Origin of the sequence: Streptomyces lushanensis, from assembly GCF_001700515.1 — a bacterium.
Taxonomy (GTDB): Bacteria; Actinomycetota; Actinomycetes; order Streptomycetales; family Streptomycetaceae; genus Streptomyces; species Streptomyces lushanensis.
The window spans coordinates 1-16,403 of the sequence record NZ_MAUD01000125.1 but is presented as its reverse complement, the minus strand read 5'-3'; the positions used below and the strand labels follow the sequence as shown (position 1 = coordinate 16,403).

General features: G+C 72.0%; 12 protein-coding genes and 1 pseudogene. 6 read left to right on the top strand and 7 right to left on the bottom strand.

What is annotated here, in order from left to right; translation table 11 throughout:
* Nucleotides 1-242 precede the first annotated feature (242 nt).
* The 4 genes and pseudogenes from BFF77_RS11835 to BFF77_RS11820 all read right to left on the bottom strand — a co-directional run bounded on the left by BFF77_RS11835 (nucleotide 243) and on the right by BFF77_RS11820 (nucleotide 5,556).
* A complete protein-coding gene (locus BFF77_RS11835) occupies nucleotides 243-1,472 on the bottom strand; it encodes an MFS transporter (protein WP_066947496.1) in 1,230 nt (409 codons plus the stop codon).
* Nucleotides 1,473-1,645: 173 nt separating this feature from the next.
* On the bottom strand, nucleotides 1,646-2,671 hold the full coding sequence (locus BFF77_RS11830) for an endonuclease/exonuclease/phosphatase family protein (RefSeq protein WP_066947493.1): 1,026 nt from the start codon (nucleotides 2,669-2,671) through the stop codon (nucleotides 1,646-1,648).
* Nucleotides 2,672-3,075: 404 nt separating this feature from the next.
* Nucleotides 3,076-3,801, bottom strand: a pseudogene (locus BFF77_RS36785) (TetR/AcrR family transcriptional regulator); the annotation flags it as partial.
* A gap of 138 nt (nucleotides 3,802-3,939) precedes the next feature.
* Nucleotides 3,940-5,556, bottom strand: a complete 1,617-nt coding sequence (locus BFF77_RS11820; RefSeq protein ID WP_066947488.1) for an MFS transporter — start codon at nucleotides 5,554-5,556, stop codon at nucleotides 3,940-3,942.
* A gap of 259 nt (nucleotides 5,557-5,815) precedes the next feature.
* On the opposite strand from BFF77_RS11820, the gene panB reads away from it, so the two are divergent.
* The 3 genes from panB to BFF77_RS11805 all read left to right on the top strand — a co-directional run bounded on the left by panB (nucleotide 5,816) and on the right by BFF77_RS11805 (nucleotide 9,008).
* On the top strand, nucleotides 5,816-6,703 hold the full coding sequence (panB, locus tag BFF77_RS11815; protein WP_066947486.1) for a 3-methyl-2-oxobutanoate hydroxymethyltransferase: 888 nt from the start codon (nucleotides 5,816-5,818) through the stop codon (nucleotides 6,701-6,703).
* A gap of 428 nt (nucleotides 6,704-7,131) precedes the next feature.
* The gene (locus tag BFF77_RS11810) at nucleotides 7,132-8,157 is read left to right on the top strand and encodes an ATP-binding cassette domain-containing protein (protein WP_066947483.1); all 1,026 of its coding nucleotides are present in this window, start codon (nucleotides 7,132-7,134) and stop codon (nucleotides 8,155-8,157) included.
* Entirely contained in the window at nucleotides 8,154-9,008 is an 855-nt protein-coding gene (locus BFF77_RS11805; protein WP_066947480.1) for an ABC transporter permease, read from the top strand. The genes BFF77_RS11810 and BFF77_RS11805 overlap by 4 nt, the downstream gene beginning before the upstream one ends.
* Before the next feature lie 95 nt (nucleotides 9,009-9,103).
* Here BFF77_RS11805 and BFF77_RS11800 read toward each other — a convergent pair whose 3' ends face one another.
* Nucleotides 9,104-12,493: an AfsR/SARP family transcriptional regulator gene (locus BFF77_RS11800; protein WP_066947476.1), complete on the bottom strand. Its 3,390-nt coding sequence runs from the start codon at nucleotides 12,491-12,493 to the stop codon at nucleotides 9,104-9,106.
* A 214-nt stretch (nucleotides 12,494-12,707) separates the two neighbouring features.
* Here BFF77_RS11800 and BFF77_RS11795 point away from each other — a divergent pair, with 214 nt between their 5' ends.
* Nucleotides 12,708-13,514: a site-2 protease family protein gene (locus BFF77_RS11795; RefSeq protein ID WP_066947473.1), complete on the top strand. Its 807-nt coding sequence runs from the start codon at nucleotides 12,708-12,710 to the stop codon at nucleotides 13,512-13,514.
* A gap of 22 nt (nucleotides 13,515-13,536) precedes the next feature.
* On the opposite strand, the gene BFF77_RS11790 is transcribed toward BFF77_RS11795, so the two are convergent.
* Both BFF77_RS11790 and npdG read right to left on the bottom strand, forming a co-directional pair.
* On the bottom strand, nucleotides 13,537-13,761 hold the full coding sequence (locus BFF77_RS11790; protein ID WP_066947470.1) for a hypothetical protein: 225 nt from the start codon (nucleotides 13,759-13,761) through the stop codon (nucleotides 13,537-13,539).
* A gap of 145 nt (nucleotides 13,762-13,906) precedes the next feature.
* On the bottom strand, nucleotides 13,907-14,653 hold the full coding sequence (gene npdG / locus BFF77_RS11785; RefSeq protein ID WP_066947467.1) for an NADPH-dependent F420 reductase: 747 nt from the start codon (nucleotides 14,651-14,653) through the stop codon (nucleotides 13,907-13,909).
* A gap of 95 nt (nucleotides 14,654-14,748) precedes the next feature.
* Between npdG and BFF77_RS11780 the strand changes: the two genes are divergently transcribed.
* The gene (locus tag BFF77_RS11780; protein ID WP_066947463.1) at nucleotides 14,749-15,360 is read left to right on the top strand and encodes a hypothetical protein; all 612 of its coding nucleotides are present in this window, start codon (nucleotides 14,749-14,751) and stop codon (nucleotides 15,358-15,360) included.
* A gap of 112 nt (nucleotides 15,361-15,472) precedes the next feature.
* On the top strand, nucleotides 15,473-16,403 hold a 931-nt coding region (locus BFF77_RS11775), incomplete at its 3' end, for an MFS transporter (protein WP_066947460.1).

Genomic DNA, 16,403 nt, shown 5'->3' with positions numbered 1-16,403 from the left:
CGACGGCCCGGCCGTACTCGGACGACTCCGACAACGCGGCGAGGTGCCGTGCCAGGCGTTCCGGGCCCGCGAAGACCGGCCGGACAGGGCCTAGGGCCTGTCCGGCGGATCACGGCCTCACAGGGCCACCCGGCCACCCGGCACACGGGCACACGGGCACACGGGCACACGGGCACACGGGCACACGGGCACACGGCTGGAGGATGTCCCTCGGGCACCGGACGGGTCGGTCGCCGGGCGGATCAGTCGCCGGACGGGCTGAGAATCGTCGTCGTCGCCTCGGCGGGGACACTGCCCGAGGCGACGATCCGGGACTCGCCGCGTGTCCCGCCGGTACGGTCCAGCAGACCCGCGGTCACCGCGATCGCCAGACCGACCACCGCGAGTGCCGCGCCGACCAGGGTCGGGGACATCCAGCCCCAGCCCGCCGCGATCGCCGCGCCGCCGGCCCAGGCGCCGCCCGCGTTGGCGAGGTTGAAGGCCGAGTGGTTCGAGGCGGAGGCGAGCGTCGGGGCGTCCTTGGCCTTGTTCATGACGAGCATCTGGAGCGGCGTGGTCGTCAGGAAGCCGATCCCGCCCAGCAGCACGACCGTCACCAGCGCCGCCCACTGCACCTGCGCCGTGAAGCGGAAGGCGACCAGCACCAGCGCGAGGGCGGCGAGCGAGACATAGAGCGTGGGCCGCAGCGCCCGGTCGGTCAGCGGTCCCGCCGCCAGCGCGCCCAGCGTCATACCGATACCGAACAGCGCGAGGACGAGGGTGACGGACGACTCGCCGAAGCCCATGACCTCGGTCGTCATCGACGCCAGATACGAGTAGACGGCGAAGACCCCGGCGAAACCGAGGACCGCGGTGGCGAGCGCGAGCAGCACCTGACGGTTGCCGAGGGCGCGCACCTCCCGGCCCAGGCTCTGGTGCGCGTCGACGGGTACGTCCGGTACGAGCCGGGCCAGCGCCACCAGCGAGAGCAGACCGATCACGGTGACCACCAGGAAGGTGGCCCGCCAGCCGAGGTGCTGGCCGAGCAGGGTGGCGGCCGGGACGCCGACGATGTTGGCGACGGTCAGTCCGAGGAACATCGTCGCCACGGCCCGCGCCTGCCGTCCCTCGCGCACCGTCCGGGCGGCGACGACCGCGCCCACCCCGAAGAACGCGCCGTGCGGCAGTCCGGCGAGCACCCGGCCCGCGAGCAGCCAGCCGAAGCCCGGAGCGAGCGCAGAGGCGAGATTGCCGACGACGAAGAGCGCCATCAGCAGCAGGAGCATCCGCCTGCGCGGGACACGGGAGCCGACGGCGGTGAGCAGCGGCGCGCCGACGACGACGCCGAGCGCGTAGGCCGAGACCAGATGACCGGCGGTGGGCACGGATGTTCCCAGATCGTCCGCGACGTTGGGCAGCAGGCCCATCATCACGAACTCGGTGGTACCGATGCCGAAGGCGCTCACAGCCAGGGCGAGCAGGGCCAGGGGCATGAAGAACGACCTCTCCGTAGTAAGTGCCTCTACGGAACAAAGCCTTTCAGGCCGTTTGTTCCGGCAGGTGAACACCGGATTGCGCCGGGCGTCCCGCCGAAGCGAAAGGCGTGTGGTCCGGGCCCGTCGGGACACTCCGCCCGTGGGGACAAGCCCGCCTGTCGGGACACCCGTCAGGACAGCTGCACCCGGGCCGCGATCGGCAGATGGTCGCTGTCGGTCCGGGGCAGAGTCCAGGACGAGGTCGGCTCGACGCCCTTCACCATGATCTGGTCGATCCTGGCCAGCGGGAACGAGGCCGGCCAGCTGAAGCCGTAGCCGTCGCCCGCCGCGCCCTGGGTGGAGCGCATCTGGGACGTGACGGCGTTGAGGGAGCGGTCGTTCATCGTGCCGTTGAGATCACCGAGCAGGATCACCCGGCCGATCCGTTCGTCCGCGATGGCCTCGCCGAGCGCGTCCGCGCTGTTGTCCCGCTGGTTGGCGGTGAAGCCCGCGTGCAGTTTGACCCGAACGGACGGCAGGTGCGCCACATAGACGGCGACCGGGCCGTGCGGCGTGGTGACCGTGGAGCGCATCGCGCGGACCCAGCCGAGCCGGATGTCGACGGGCGCGGTACCGGTCAGCGGGTACTTGCTCCACAGCCCGACCGTGCCCTGCACGGAGTGGTACTTGAACGTGTCCGCAAGCGCCTTCTCGTACGCCGGTACATCACTGGCCTGCAACTCCTCCAGCGCGAGGACGTCCGCGCCCGACTCCGCGAGGCTGCTCGCGGTGCCCTGCGGATCCGGGTTTCCCGCGTTGACGTTGTGGGTGGCGACGGTGAGATCGCCGCCGACGCCCGACTTCCCGACGAGGAGTCCGCCGAAGAGGTTGAGCCAGATCACGGCGGGAAGCAGCAGGGCGATCAGCGCGGTGGCCGATCGGCGCAGCAGGGCCGGTACGAGCAGCACCGGAACGGTCAGCCCGAGCCAGGGCAGGAAGGTCTCGGTGAGACTGCCCAGATTGCCGATCCGGTTGGGGATCTGCGCGTGAAAGATCATCAGAAGAGCGACCAGCACAGCGGCGATCGCGAGGATGATGCCGCGCCGCCAGACACCGGAATCCCGGCGCCAGCGGCCCAGCAGGGTTCTGACGCGGGATCCGGTGCGGGGCTCGTGCCCGTCCGCCGTCACCGACTGCGCTGTGTACTCCTGCGTCATGTCCGCTGCCCTCACTGCCTTGCCTTGTGCACGCCCGCCTCTGACCCTAGGGGATGTACGGGCGCTTCTCCGCCGTCCGGGGACGGCCGTACTGTCACGGAGACGAAGGCCGCGGGGCGGCGGGTTCCGATCAAGGACGGATCACGGGCGGCTGTGACGGAAGACGCATGGAACGCGTCCGGCCGGCGCCGATCCGGAATCTCCCCGTACGGTACGGGGAATCGGCCTCCGGTGCTCACCCCGTGGAGCGGACACGCGGATTCGGGTGCGGACCCCGAGTTCGGCCCTCGGGCGCGGGCACCGAGTGCGGACCCTTCCGTACGGGCCGTCAGACACCCGGCCAGGACACGCGGTGTGCGGTCGAGCGGCGGGGTGGCACGCGGTGCGCGGCACGCGGGCGGGGTGCGCGGGCTCAGGCCCTGGAGCGCCATACGGACGATCCGCTCGGCGAGATCCTCGTCCAGCGGCGTGCCGGGCCGGTGGAGCGTACGGAAGAGCATGGGGCCGAGGAGCATGTCGTGCAGCAGCTCGACGTCGACATCGTCACGCAGCTCCCCGGAGGCGACCCCGCGCGCGATCACGGCCAGCGTGGTCCTGCGCCGGGGTTCCACGATCGTCCTGTGGTACTCCTCCCACAGCCGGGGCTGGCTCTTCATCTGCACGACGACGTTGTGCAGCAGCGCCGAGGAGCGCTGGGCCAGCCCGCGCCTGCGGATCGACTCCAGCATCACGCGGAGATCGTCGAGGGCGGAGGTGCCGGGCAGTTCGGCGTCGGGCGGCTCGATCTCGCGCAGGACGTCCACGAAGAGCTCCTCCTTGCCCTGCCAGCGCCGGTAGATGGTGGCCTTGCCGACGCCGGCCGTACGGGCGATGCGCTCGATGGAGAGGCTGCCCAGGGGCACGCCGTCCTCCAGCAGTTTCACGACGGCTTCCAGGATCGCCCGCTCGGCGGCCTCGCTGCGTGGCCTGCCGCGCCGGTTCTCCTTCTCGTGGTCCTGCTCCAGCACGCCGCTCCGCCTCTCGCCGGCCCGCTCGGCCGTCCTGTTCCGTCCGCCATCCCGCCGTAGCCGTGGCTCCGTGGTGCCGTAGCCCTGTACGGCCGTGCACGTGCCGCCCTGATTCTCGTACATGACGGTGGTGGTCCCGGCCGCCCTACCGGCCACCCGTATGCCCCTGCGCCCCTGCCCGTACGCCCTCCCGTGGGCCCGTCCCGGAAACGGACGGGCGGCCGGTAGGGCGGCCGGGACGGAGGGCGGCCGGGACCTCGGTCAGCTCCGGGTGGTGGAGCCGGCCGCGGCGGGCTCGGGCGTCTCCTCGCTCCCGGCGAGCTTCCGCGCCGGCGGCCGTCCCGGCAGGAAGAGCGCGACGACCGCCGCGCCGATCAGCGCGACCACCGCCGAGCCGATCGCCGTGACATGCATGGCGTGCAGGAACGCGTCGTACGCGGAGCCGATCAGCGGCCTGCCCGCCGGGCCCAGCTTCTCCGCGATGCCGAGCGTCGCCTCGATCGACTCCCCCGCCGCGTGCCGGGCCGAGGCCGGGACCGCGCCGAGGTGGTCCTCGATCCCGCCGCGGTAGGTCGCGGAGAGCACGGAACCGAGGACGGCGACTCCGAGGGCTCCGCCGACCTGGCGGAAGGTGTTGTTGATCGCGGAGCCCGAACCGGCCTTCTCCCTGGGCAGCGCCTGCATCACCGCGACGGTCACCGGCGGCATGATGTGCGCCATTCCGGTGCCCTGGACGAAGAACACCACGCACAGCACCCAGACCGGTGTGCCCGCGCCGAAGAACGCGAACGCCGCGAGGCCGCCCGCGACCAGCAGCATGCCTCCGGTGCAGACCGCGCGGGCGCCGAACCGGTCGACGATCAGCCGGGCCCGCGGCGCGAAGATCATCTGGGCCGCCGCCAGCGGCACGATCAGCAGTCCCGACTGGAGCGCGCTGTAGCCGCGCACGCTCTGGAGGTAGAAGGCGGAGAAGAACGTCACGCCCATCAGCGCGAAGAAGACCAGCGCGATGGCGGCGACGGCGGCGGCGAAGGCCGGCTTCCTGAAGTACGAGATGTCGATGGCCGGGTGGCTGCTGCGCTTCTCGTGCCAGACGAAGGCGGCCAGTACGACAAGACCGCCGAGCAGCGGCAGCAGTACGGAGGCGTCGGTGAAGTCGGCCAGTTCGCCGCCGCGGATGATGCCGTAGACGAGCAGGACCAGTCCGACGATGGAGAGCGCGACACCGAGCGGGTCGACCCGGCCGGGGTCGGGGTCCCTGGAGTCCGGTACGAGGAGCACCATCGCGATCAGCGCGACGACGGCCACGGGGACGTTGACCAGGAAGATGGAGCCCCACCAGAAGTGTTCGAGCAGCAGTCCGCCGGTGATCGGGCCGATGGCGATGCCGAGGCCCACGCTGCCCGCCCAGATACCGATGGCCTTGGGCTGTTCGTCACGCTCGAAGACATTCATCAGAACGGCGAGAGTGGCAGGCATCACAAAGGCGGCGCCGAAGCCCATCAGGGCGCGGTAGCCGATGAGTTCGGCGGGCGATCCGGACAGGGCGGCGAGCGCCGAGCCCGCGCCGAAGACGAAGATGCCGAAGAGCAGTACCTTCTTACGGCCGATACGGTCGCCGAGCAGGCCCGAGGTGAAGAGCAGGCCGGCGAAGACGAGCGTGTAGGAGTTGATCGCCCACTCCAGCTCGCTCTGGGTGGCGCCGATGCCGGTCGGTTCGGGAGCGGCGATCGTCTTGACCGCGACGTTCAGGATCGAGTTGTCCAGAACGACAATGAGAAGGCTGAACATGAGCACGCCCAGGATCGCCCAGCGGCGGCGGTGGACGGCTTCGGGTATGCGAGGTGCGGCGACTGGGGCGCCGGACGGTGTGGACATGACGCACAGGCTAGACCGATTTCGATACGAGACCGTCTCGTATTGGAAAATCTTTACCGGCGGCCGGTGAGGCGGGAGGCGACCGCCGGCGGTCGGCCGACGCCTCGGAGCCGGTGCGCAAGGGGCGTACAGCGCCCGTGGGGCTCGTGGGAGGGCCGGTACGAGGGCCCACTTCCCGAGCACGGCCTCGGGATGCCACCATGGTTGCGGTCCGGGGACGCCGTCAGGGTGCCTCGAGATGACGAAAGGGCCATCGGCCATGACTCTTCAGGCTGCGCAGGAGCCGCCCGCGGGAAGCGGGCGCGGCGCGAAGGCGGACAACACCAGGGCGCTGTACGGCGGCGGAAGCTCCCGGCGCATCACCGTGCACGACATCGCGGCGGCCAAGGAGCGCGGCGAGAAGTGGCCGATGCTCACCGCCTACGACGCGATGACGGCCTCCGTCTTCGACGAGGCGGGGATCCCGGTCCTGCTCGTCGGCGACTCCATGGGCAATGTCCATCTCGGGTACGAGACCACGGTGCCCGTCACGCTGGACGAGATGACGATGCTCTCCGCCGCGGTCGTACGGGGCACCAGGCGCGCCCTGATCGTCGGCGACCTCCCGTTCGGCTCGTACCAGGAAGGGCCGGTCCAGGCCCTGCGCAACGCCACCCGGCTGGTGAAGGACGCGGGCGTCGGCGCGGTCAAGCTGGAGGGCGGCGAGCGCTCGCACGCCCAGATCGAGCTGCTGGTGCAGGCCGGCATTCCGGTGATGGGGCATATCGGACTCACCCCGCAGTCGGTCAACACCCTGGGCTACCGGGTGCAGGGCCGTGGTGAGGAGGCCGCCCAGCAGCTCCTCCGCGACGCCAAGGCGGTGCAGGACGCGGGCGCCTTCGCGGTCGTGCTGGAACTGGTGCCGGCCGAACTGGCCGCCGAGGTCACGAGGATCCTGCACATCCCGACCATCGGTATCGGCGCGGGCATCGAGACGGACGCGCAGGTGCTGGTGTACACGGACATGGTCGGACTGACGGGCGGCAAGGTGCCGCGCTTCACCAAGCAGTACGCGAATCTGCGCCGGACACTCGGAGACGCGGCGAAGGAGTTTGCGGACGAGGTCATTGGCGGAACGTTCCCTCAGGAGGAACACACCTTCCACTAGCGGGAGCGCGCGGGAACGCGTGGGAGAGCGGGCACTCGCGGTGCACGCCGGGCGCACAACGGAGCACTCGGCGAGAACACCTGGGGCTCGACTCACCACCCACGCTTCGGCGCGCCGGTCCGGGCGAGAGCGTCATCCGCACATCCGTACGGCCGTTCCTTCCGGTGCACAGCACGCGCGCGACGCACAGCACGCCCTTGTAGCCACTGCCCGCACGAGCGACAGCCCGCCGATCATCCCCCGTCGGCGGGCTGTCGCATGCGGCGCCCGGATGCGGGGCTCCGGTGTACGGCCCGCGTACGGGGTCTCGTACGCGGTTCTCGTCACGCGGGCCTCGTGCGCGGTTGTCCACAGCCCGTCGGCCCGCTGTCGGCCGCTTGTCGGCGGCCTGTCGGTGGATTGTCGGTGGCGGATGGTCCACTGATGTCATGACGCGAATCGACAAGAACCCCAGCGGCAGCCGCACGGGCAACGCCGTCGAGGTGCGGGGGCTGGTCAAGCAGTACGGCGGACCACAGGGCACCCGGGCACTCGACGGAGTCGACCTCGACGTGCGCGAGGGCACCGTCCTCGGTGTGCTCGGCCCCAACGGCGCCGGCAAGACGACGCTCGTCCGTATTCTCTCCACGCTCGTCCAGCCGGACGCCGGGACCGCCGTGGTCGCCGGGTACGACGTGCTGCGCCAGCCCCGCCAACTGCGCCGCACGATAGGTCTCACCGGTCAGTACGCCTCGGTCGACGAGAAGCTCTCCGGCTGGGAGAACCTCTACATGATCGGCCGGCTCCTCGATCTCTCCCGCAGGGACGCCCGCCTCCGCTCCGACGAACTGCTGGAGCGCTTCTCCCTCACCGACGCGGCCAAGAAGCCCGCGATGCAGTACTCGGGCGGTATGCGCCGCCGGCTCGACCTGGCCGCCTCGATGATCGGCCGGCCTTCGGTGCTCTATCTGGACGAGCCGACGACCGGGCTCGATCCCCGTACACGCAACGAGGTCTGGGACGAGGTGCAGCGGATGGTCGCCGAGGGCGCCACCGTCCTGCTCACGACGCAGTACATGGAAGAGGCCGAGCAGCTCGCGAGCGAGCTGACGGTCATCGACCGCGGCCGGGTCATCGCCAGCGGCGGGGTGAACGAGCTGAAGGCGAAGGTCGGCGGTCGCACGCTCCAGATCCGGCCGTCGGATCCCGCGCAACTCCCGGCGATGGCACGGGCGATCGCCGAGACCGGCCTCGACGGAGTCTCCGGCACCCAGGCCGTCCCGGACGAAGGACTGCTGTACGTACCGATCCTGAGCGACGAGCAGCTCACCGCGGTCGTCGGCCTGCTGGGCGAGCGCGGTTTCGGCATCGCCCACATCGGCACCCATCTGCCCAGCCTGGACGAGGTGTTCCTGGCGATCACCGGCCAGAAGACCTCCGTGTCCGACATCGCACCCGAGGAGATCGCGGTATGAGCACGACCACACTGCCCACGTCCGCGCCGGGGCGGACGCCCGCGCCGTCCCCGGTCCGGGCCGGCGAGGGCCGGATCGGCCTGCGCGCCAATCTGCGGCACATCGGCGCGCTGGTGCGCCGCAACGCCCTTCAGATCAAGCAGGATCCCGAGTCGATGTTCGACGTCCTGCTGATGCCGGTCATCTTCACGCTGCTGTTCGTCTATGTCTTCGGCGGCTCGGTCGGCGCGAGCCTCGGCGGCAGCCGGGACGCCTACGTGAACTATGTGATTCCCGGTCTGATGGCGATGATGGGCATGAACATCGCGATGGCCGTCGGCACGGGGATGAACGACGACTTCCGCAAGGGGGTCATGGACCGGTTCCGTACGATGCCGATAGCACGCTCCTCCGTACTGATCGCGAAGATCGTCGTGGAGATCGGCCGGATGCTGGTCGCCACCGCGATTCTGCTCGGCATGGGCTTTCTGCTCGGGCTGGAGATCAAGACCTCGGTGCTGGAGCTGGCCGGGGCCGTCGGCCTCTCGCTGGCGTTCGGTGCCTCGCTGATGTGGATCTTCATCCTGCTGGGCCTGACGATGAAGACGGCGCAGGCGGTCCAGGGCGTGGCCATGCTCGTACTGATGCCCTTGCAGTTCGGCTCGTCCATCTTCGCGCCGCCGTCCACGATGCCCGGCTGGCTCCAGACCTTCACCGACTACAACCCGCTCTCCAATCTGGCGGACGCGGCGCGGGGTCTGATAAACGGCGGTCCGGTCGCGCACTCGGTGTGGGTGACGCTGGCGTGGGCGGCGGGAATCACGGTGGTGACGGCTCCGCTGGCGGTGGCGAAGTTCCGCAAGAAGTCCTAGGTCCTGTCCGAGCCCAGCGGCGAGCGGTCCTGGGAACCGACCGGGCCGGCGGGCAAGGCGGTCCGTGCGGGGGCGGACGGACCGTGGTCGGGGGGTCAGACGGACCGTACGAGGGCGGCGGCCTCCTCCAGGGTGAGGGTGCCGCCCTCGGCCCGGGCCGCCTCGAACGCGGTGTCGCCGAGGGCGGACATCGCCGCCGCGCGCGCGTGCGTCAGCAGATCCCGCTCCGTGGAGACGCTGAAGTGCCCGGGAGGCAGGAGCCCTTCGTACGCGCCGATGAGCCGGGCCGCCTCGCGTGCCCGCTCGCGTGCCCGGCCGCCCGCGCCGGGGCCGGCCGGACCGGCCAGGGCCCAGGCGGTCGCGAGCATGTGGACCGCGATCATCTCGGGCGCGACCATCCGCGAGAGCGGCGAGAGCGCGGCCTCCAGGGCCTCCCGGGACGCCTCCAGCGCCTCCGCCCAGCGGCCTTCGACACAGTCCAGCCAGGCGATGGCCCCCTTCACGAAGCCTTCGAAGATGCCCAGGGTGCCGGAGTGGAACACTTCGAGGAGCAGGTCCAGTTGCTCCCGGGCCTCGGCCAGGCGTCCGGTACGGCCCAGCCACATCCCGAGGAAGAGCCGGACGGCGGGCAGCACCTCGTGCGCGACCTCGGGGCCCTGGGCCAGTACGTCACGGAGGATGCGTTCGCCCTCCTCGCCCCGGCCCATTTCCAGCATGGTCTGCGCGAGCCTGGACCGCAGCAGGGCGACCTGGCTCTGTGCGCCGAGGCTCTCGGCATGACGGACGGCGGCCGCGTAGTCCTCGGCGGCGAGCGCGTACTCCCCGCGCTTGTCCCTGGCCTCGCCCCGGGCGGAGAGCGCCTCAGCGGCGCCCCAGGCGTCACCGAGCCGGTCGTAGATCGCCAGGCTCCGGTCGGCGTCACGGCTCGCGTCGTCCGCCGAGGCGCTGCGGTTGGCCAGGACGTTGGCGCGCAGCTGGAGCATGCCGGCCAGCTCCCACTCGTAACCGAACTCCTCACAGGCCCGCACGGTCTCGTCGAGGGCCAGGCGCAGCCGGTCCGAATCGCCGGTGAGCATGACGGCGAAGGCGGTCAGGGTGCCGGGGAAGCGGCAGGTCTGCGGCAGGCCGGGGCCGTAGGCGGTGGCGACGCGGCTCAGCCAGGCGAGGCGTCCGGGACTCGACCAGTCCTCGGCCTCGTGGTCCATGGTCATCACCTCGATCAGCCGCACCTCGCGTCTGGCCTCCTGGAGGAGCTCGGAGGTCATCGGCGGTGGCGTGTCCGTACAGCGCTGGGGGATCGGCGGTGCCGGGAGGACGGGCGGCGCGAACGGATCGGGCCCGAGGCCCGCGGCGGCCCGCGACCACTGCCGGGCGTCGGCGCGCAGATCGAGCATCTGCCAGAACCAGCCGAGGGACAGGACGAGACAGAGCATCTCGTGCTCGTCGCGCGCGGCATGGGCGCGGCGGAGCGCGGTGCGCAGGTTCTCGTACTCCAGCCGCAGCAGGGCCATCGCGGCGCGCTGGCCGTGCCCACGCAGCAGCGGGTCGTTGGCGCGGGCGAGTTCGCGGTAGTGGACAAGGTGCCGCCGCTCGGCCTCCGCCCGCTCCCCGGCCTGGTCGAGCCGCTCGGCGGCGTACTCGGCGACGGTCTCCAGCAGTTGGTACCGCATGTCGCCGTCGGGGGAGGGCGCGGCGACGACCAGGGACTTGTCGATGAGGGAGCCGAGGATCCGTGCGGCGTCACGGGAGGGGACGGTGTACGCGGTGCCGCCCGGAGCGGCGGCGCCGGACGGCGGGGGGTCCGCGCAGACCCGCTCCGCGGCCGTCAGCGCGCAGCCGCCGGTGAAGACGGACAGGCGGCGCAGTACCGCGCGTTCCCGTTCGTCCAGCAGGTCCCAGGACCAGTCGACGACGGCGCGCAGGGTCTGCTGACGCGGCAGCACGGTCCTGCTCCCACTGGTCAGCAGCCGGAACCGGTCGTCCAGACGGTCCGCGATCTGACGCGGCGTCAGCATCCGCAACCGCGCCGCCGCCAGCTCGATGGCCAGCGGCAACCCGTCCAGCCGGCGGCAGATCTCCCCCACCGCCACCGGATCGCTCCCCGGATCGAACCCCGCCCGCACCGCACGACCACGCTCACCGAACAACCGGAACGCCGGATCCGGCGGCAACGGCTCCACCGGACGCACCACCTCGCCCGGCACACCCAGCGGCTCACGACTCGTCGCCACGACCGTCAGCCCCGGACACCGCACCAGCAGGAACTCCACCAGAGCCGCGGCACCACCGATCACATGCTCACAGTTGTCGAGCAGCAGCAGCATGCGCCGCCGGCCGCAGTGCTCGGCCAGCCGGACCAGCGGCTCGCCGCCCTGCCTGTCCGCCGCCCGCAGCTCCTCGCCGCCGGCCCCGCGCAGCACGGTCTCCCGCGCCCCGAGCGCGGTCAGAACGGCCTCGGGAACGGTCTCGGGATCGTCCACGGGCGCCAGTTCGACGAACCACACGCCGTCCGGCCAGTCCTCGGCCACGCGCTCGGCGGCCTCCTGGGACAGCCGGGTCTTCCCTGCCCCGCCCGTCCCCAGCAGTGTCACCAGCCGCGCGTGCCCGAGGTCCTCACGGATCGCCTCGATGTCGCCTTCCCGCCCCACGAAACTGGTCAGCCGGGCCCGCAGGTTGCCCTGCACCGGTCCGCCGCGCGGACGCGGCGCCCGGTCCGCGCCGCCCGGTCCCCTGCCGCTCGCTCCCCCGGTCCCGCCGTCGGCATCGTCCGTGCGCAGCAACTCCTCGTACAGCGCGCGGAGTTCCGGGCCCGGTCCCGTACCGAGGCGGTTCACGAGCGCGCGGCGTACCCCGTCGTACGCCGCGAGCGCCTCCGCCGGGCGCGAGGCGTCACGGAGCGCGCGGATGCGGAGGGCCTGGAGAGGTTCGTCCAGCGGGAACTCGCCGCAGAGCGCCGCCAGTTCGGGCAGGGTCTCCTCCGCCCGTCCCAGGGCGAGCACGGCCGTGAGCCGGGCTCTGCGGGCCTCCAGCCGGCGGGTCTCCCAGCGGGCCGCCTCGGACGCGCGGTCCGGGAGGTCGGCCAGCGCCGGACCGCGCCAGAGCGCGAGCGCGTCGTCGAGGAGGCCCGCCGCCTTGGCCGCGTCCCCCTCCTCCAGGGCCCGCGCCCCCTCCGCCGCGAGCCGGCCGAAGCGGTGCAGGTCGACCTCGTCCTCGTCCGCGCACAGCCGGTACCCGCCGTCCGCCGACAGGACCGCCGCGGGCCCGAGCGCCCGCCGCAGCCGCCCGACGAGCGCCTGGAGCGCCCCCACCGCGTCGGCGGGCGGATCGGCGTCCCAGACCTCGGCGACGAGCCTTCCGACCGGCACCGTGCGTCCGGGCCGCAGCGCGAGGACCGTCAGCAGCGCACGCAGCCGCGCGCCACCGAGGGCGACGGCCGTGCCGTCGTCGTGCAGTGCCAGAGTGGTGCCGAGAACGCGGTAGCGCATCCGCCCATTGTCCGTGACGCGCCGGGCCGGCCGCCCCACGCCCCGAGGCGGGGGCCGTACCGATCCCGTTCCCATGGAACCCGGAGCGGTCGGCGAGACGTTTTCGACGCGGTGGCCACCGCCGAGTCGTACGCGGCTGCCACCGTCCAGTCGTACAAGCTGTACGGTCGGGCAGGCCCGACCGCAGACACCATCCTCCCGGGGAGCCCCGCCCATGACCACCGCCACCTCACGCCACAGCGACCGGCGGATCTCCCCGGTCTTCCTGGGCATCGTCGCCGTCACGGCCGTCGCCGCCTGGGCCGTCTGGACCGACTTCGCGGCGGACACCCGGATCGCCGTCTTCCTGTTCGTCACGGGCGCCTGGGTCGTCTCGCTCTGTCTGCACGAGTACGCGCACGCACGCACCGCGCTGCACGGCGGCGACATCACGATCGGCGCGAAGGGATATCTGACGCTCGATCCCCTCAAATACACCCACGGCATGCTGAGCATCGTCCTGCCGGTGATCTTTGTGATCATGGGCGGCATCGGTCTGCCGGGCGGCGCGGTCTTCATCGAGCGCAACCGCATCCAGGGCCGCTGGAAGCACAGCGCGATCTCCGCGGCGGGCCCGCTCACGAACGTACTGTTCGCGCTCGTCTGCACCGCGCCGTTCTGGTTCGACGGCCTGTCCGGAATGCCGGACGGCTTCCGCTACGCGCTGGGCTTCCTCGCCCTGCTCCAGGTCACCGCGGCGATCCTCAACTTCCTGCCGGTGCCCGGGCTGGACGGCTACGGCGTGATCGAGCCCTGGCTCTCGTACCGGATCCGCCGCCAGGTCGAGCCGTACGCGCCGTTCGGGCTGCTCGCCGTCTTCGTGATCATCCTGATCCCCAGCGTGAACACGGTCTTCTTCGACGCGATCGACGGCGTCCTGCGCGCTCTCGGGGTGGACGTTCAGGACACCTACTGCGGCCGGAACCTCTTCACCTTCTGGGAGCCCCGGGACGAGTTCTCCTGCGGCCCGGCCGGCCTGTGACGCCCGGCTCGGCCCGCGGCGCTCAGCCCGCGGCGCCCCGGGAAGCCTCCGCGGCCGACGCCGCGGCCGTGGCCGAGGCCGCCCGCTCGAACTTCGCCCTGCGCAGGTAGTACCAGCCCATGTTCGACGAGAGACCGGCGAGCAGCACCCAGACGATGCCGAGCCAGTTCCCCTGGACGAACGAGACCACGGCCGCGACGACGGCAAGGGCGCAGACGGCAAGGGCGTAGAGAGCGAGGCGGGGCATGGGGGTCGGCTCCTGTCCTGGTGCTTACCGGCGCTTTCCAGTGCTTTCCGGCGCATTCCGGTGCTTCCTGAAGCTGCGCGAGCCGCGTACGGGCGGGCGGTGCGCGCTCCAGTGTCCCCCATGCCCGCACGGGCCGGACGACCGGTCAGACGTCCGTCACCCGCAGCCCGGCGTGCGCCTTGTACCGCCGGTTGACCGAGATCAGATTGGCCACCAGCGACTCCACCTGGTGCGCGTTGCGCAGCCGGCCGGCGAAGACCCCGCGCATGCCGGGGATACGGCCCGCCAGCGCCTGCACGACGTCCGTGTCCGCGCGCGCCTCGCCCAGCACCATCACATCGGTGTCGATCCGCTCGACGTCCGGGTCCTGGAGCAGCACGGCGGAGAGATGGTGGAACGCGGCCGTCACCCGGGACTCCGGCAGCAGGGCGGCGGCCTGCTCGGCCGCGCTGCCCTCGTCGGGCGTGAGGGCGTACGCGCCCTTCTTGTCGAAACCGAGCGGGTTGACGCAGTCGACGACGAGCTTGCCGGCCAGCTCCTCCCTGAGACCCTCCAGCGTCTTCGCGTGCCCTTCCCACGGCACGGCGACGATCACGACATCGCCGCGCCGCGCGCACTCGGCGTTGGCGGCTCCCTCGATCCCCTCGGCGCCGAGGGCGACGAGTCCGGCCGCCGCCGACTCCGCGCGCTCGGCCACCCGGGATCCGATGATCACTTTCTGTCCGGCCCTCGCCAGCCGATAGGCGAGGCCGCGCCCCTGGTCCCCGGTGCCGCCGAGCACTCCGACGACAAGCCCGGAGACGTCCGGGAGGTCCCAGGGATCCCTGGCGGGAGCGGAGGGCTTGGGAGCGGTGTTGCCGCTGTCCGTCGAAGTCGAGTCGTCTGCAGTCATGTCACCGACCCTAGTCGCCGTCAGGAGGTCACGTTCGGGTGAGCCACCGCCCATCGGCCCGCGCCGCCCCGCCGGACTGCGGCAGGATGCGGGCCATGGATGCCGTACGCGTCGCACTGCTGCGTGAGGTCCTCGCGGGGACGGAGTGGCCGGCCGCGGCCCGCCGGTTCGCGGGAGCCCTCCGCTCCTCCGTCGTACCGCAGGGCGGCGGGCTGCTGCTGGTCGGGACGGAGGAGTACGAGCCGTGGCATCTGGCGGCGCACCTCGTGGACGAGGCGGCGTGGTCCGGACAGCCCGAGCTGAATCCCACGCTGGTACGGCACCGGGTGCGGCCGGAGGATCCGGCGCATCTCGCCGTCGGGCTGGGACGGCTGGAAGCGGCGGGCCGGGGCGAGACGCTGCTCGTCGTGGCACCGCACCGGCCGGACGACGGACTGCTGGAACGGGTGCACGACGCGCGGCGGGCCGGGGCGACGGTGCTCTCGCTGGACGGCGGTGACGTGGAGGTGCGCGCGCTGGCGCACGACGCCCTGACGGTGGGCGGGCCGGACGCGGCGCAGGGCGTGGACCTCGACACCGTGCAGCACCTGGTGAGCGCGGCGGCCGGCGAGAACAGCCTGCCGGCGGCACGCGGCCGGCGCCGCTTCCGGGACCGGCTGTCCTGGCTGGCGGACCAGCTCACGGCGCCGCCGCCGGCGCGGTGGTGAGTGCCGGGGCGGGTGCCGGATCCATGGAGGACCGGGACGCGGGACCGGCGCGCGGGGCTCCCGCGTAAAATCCGGTTGCCCCTCCCTCCACCAGCACGGAGCATGGCCGCTCGTGACCAAAAAGCTCGGCGCGATCCTGCCGGATCTCTCTCCTCTGCGTTCCTCACGCGATTTCCGGCTGCTCTGGGTGCAGGGGCTGGTGACGACCGTCGGCAGCTTCATGGCGATGATCGCGCTGCCGCTCCAGATCAAGGATCTGACCGGCTCACCGCTCGCCGTCGGCGCGATGGGCCTGGTGGAACTGGTCCCGCTGATCGTCTTCGGACTGTACGGGGGCGCCCTCGCCGACGCCGTCGACCGGCGCAAGGTCATCCTGCTCACCGAGGCGGGACTCGGACTGCTCGCCGCCGTGCTGCTGCTGAACGCGCTGCTGCCGAGGCCGATGCTCTGGCCGCTGTACGTCGTGGCGGGCGGGGTGTCCGCGCTGGCCGGGCTCCAGCGTCCGGCGCTGGACTCGATGATGGCCAGGATCGTTCCGCACGACCAGCTCACCGCCGCCGCGGCGCTCAACGCGGTGCGCTGGCAGGTGGGCTCGATCGCGGGCCCGTCGCTGGCGGGTCTCGTCGTCGCGTACGCCGGTCACGCGACGGCCTACGGACTCACGATCGTGACGTTCGCCGTCTCCGTGCTGCTCTGTACGCGGCTGTCGGCGGCGCCCGCCGCGCACGACGCGGAGAAGCCGTCACTGCGGGGCATAGCGGAGGGCGCGCGGTACGCGTGGAGCAGACCGGTGCTGCTGGGGACGTACGCGATCGATCTGGCCGCGATGTTCTTCGCCTTCCCGAACACGATCTTCCCGTTCCTCGCGGACGAGCTGGACGCGCAGTGGGCTCTCGGGCTGATGTACGCGGCGGGCTCGGTCGGTTCCGCGGTGCTCGCCCTGACCAGCGGCTGGACCTCACGGGTGCGGCGGCACGGGCTCTTCGTGGTGTTCGGCGCGGCCGGATGGGGGCTGGCGATCACGGCCGCGCCGAACACCACGA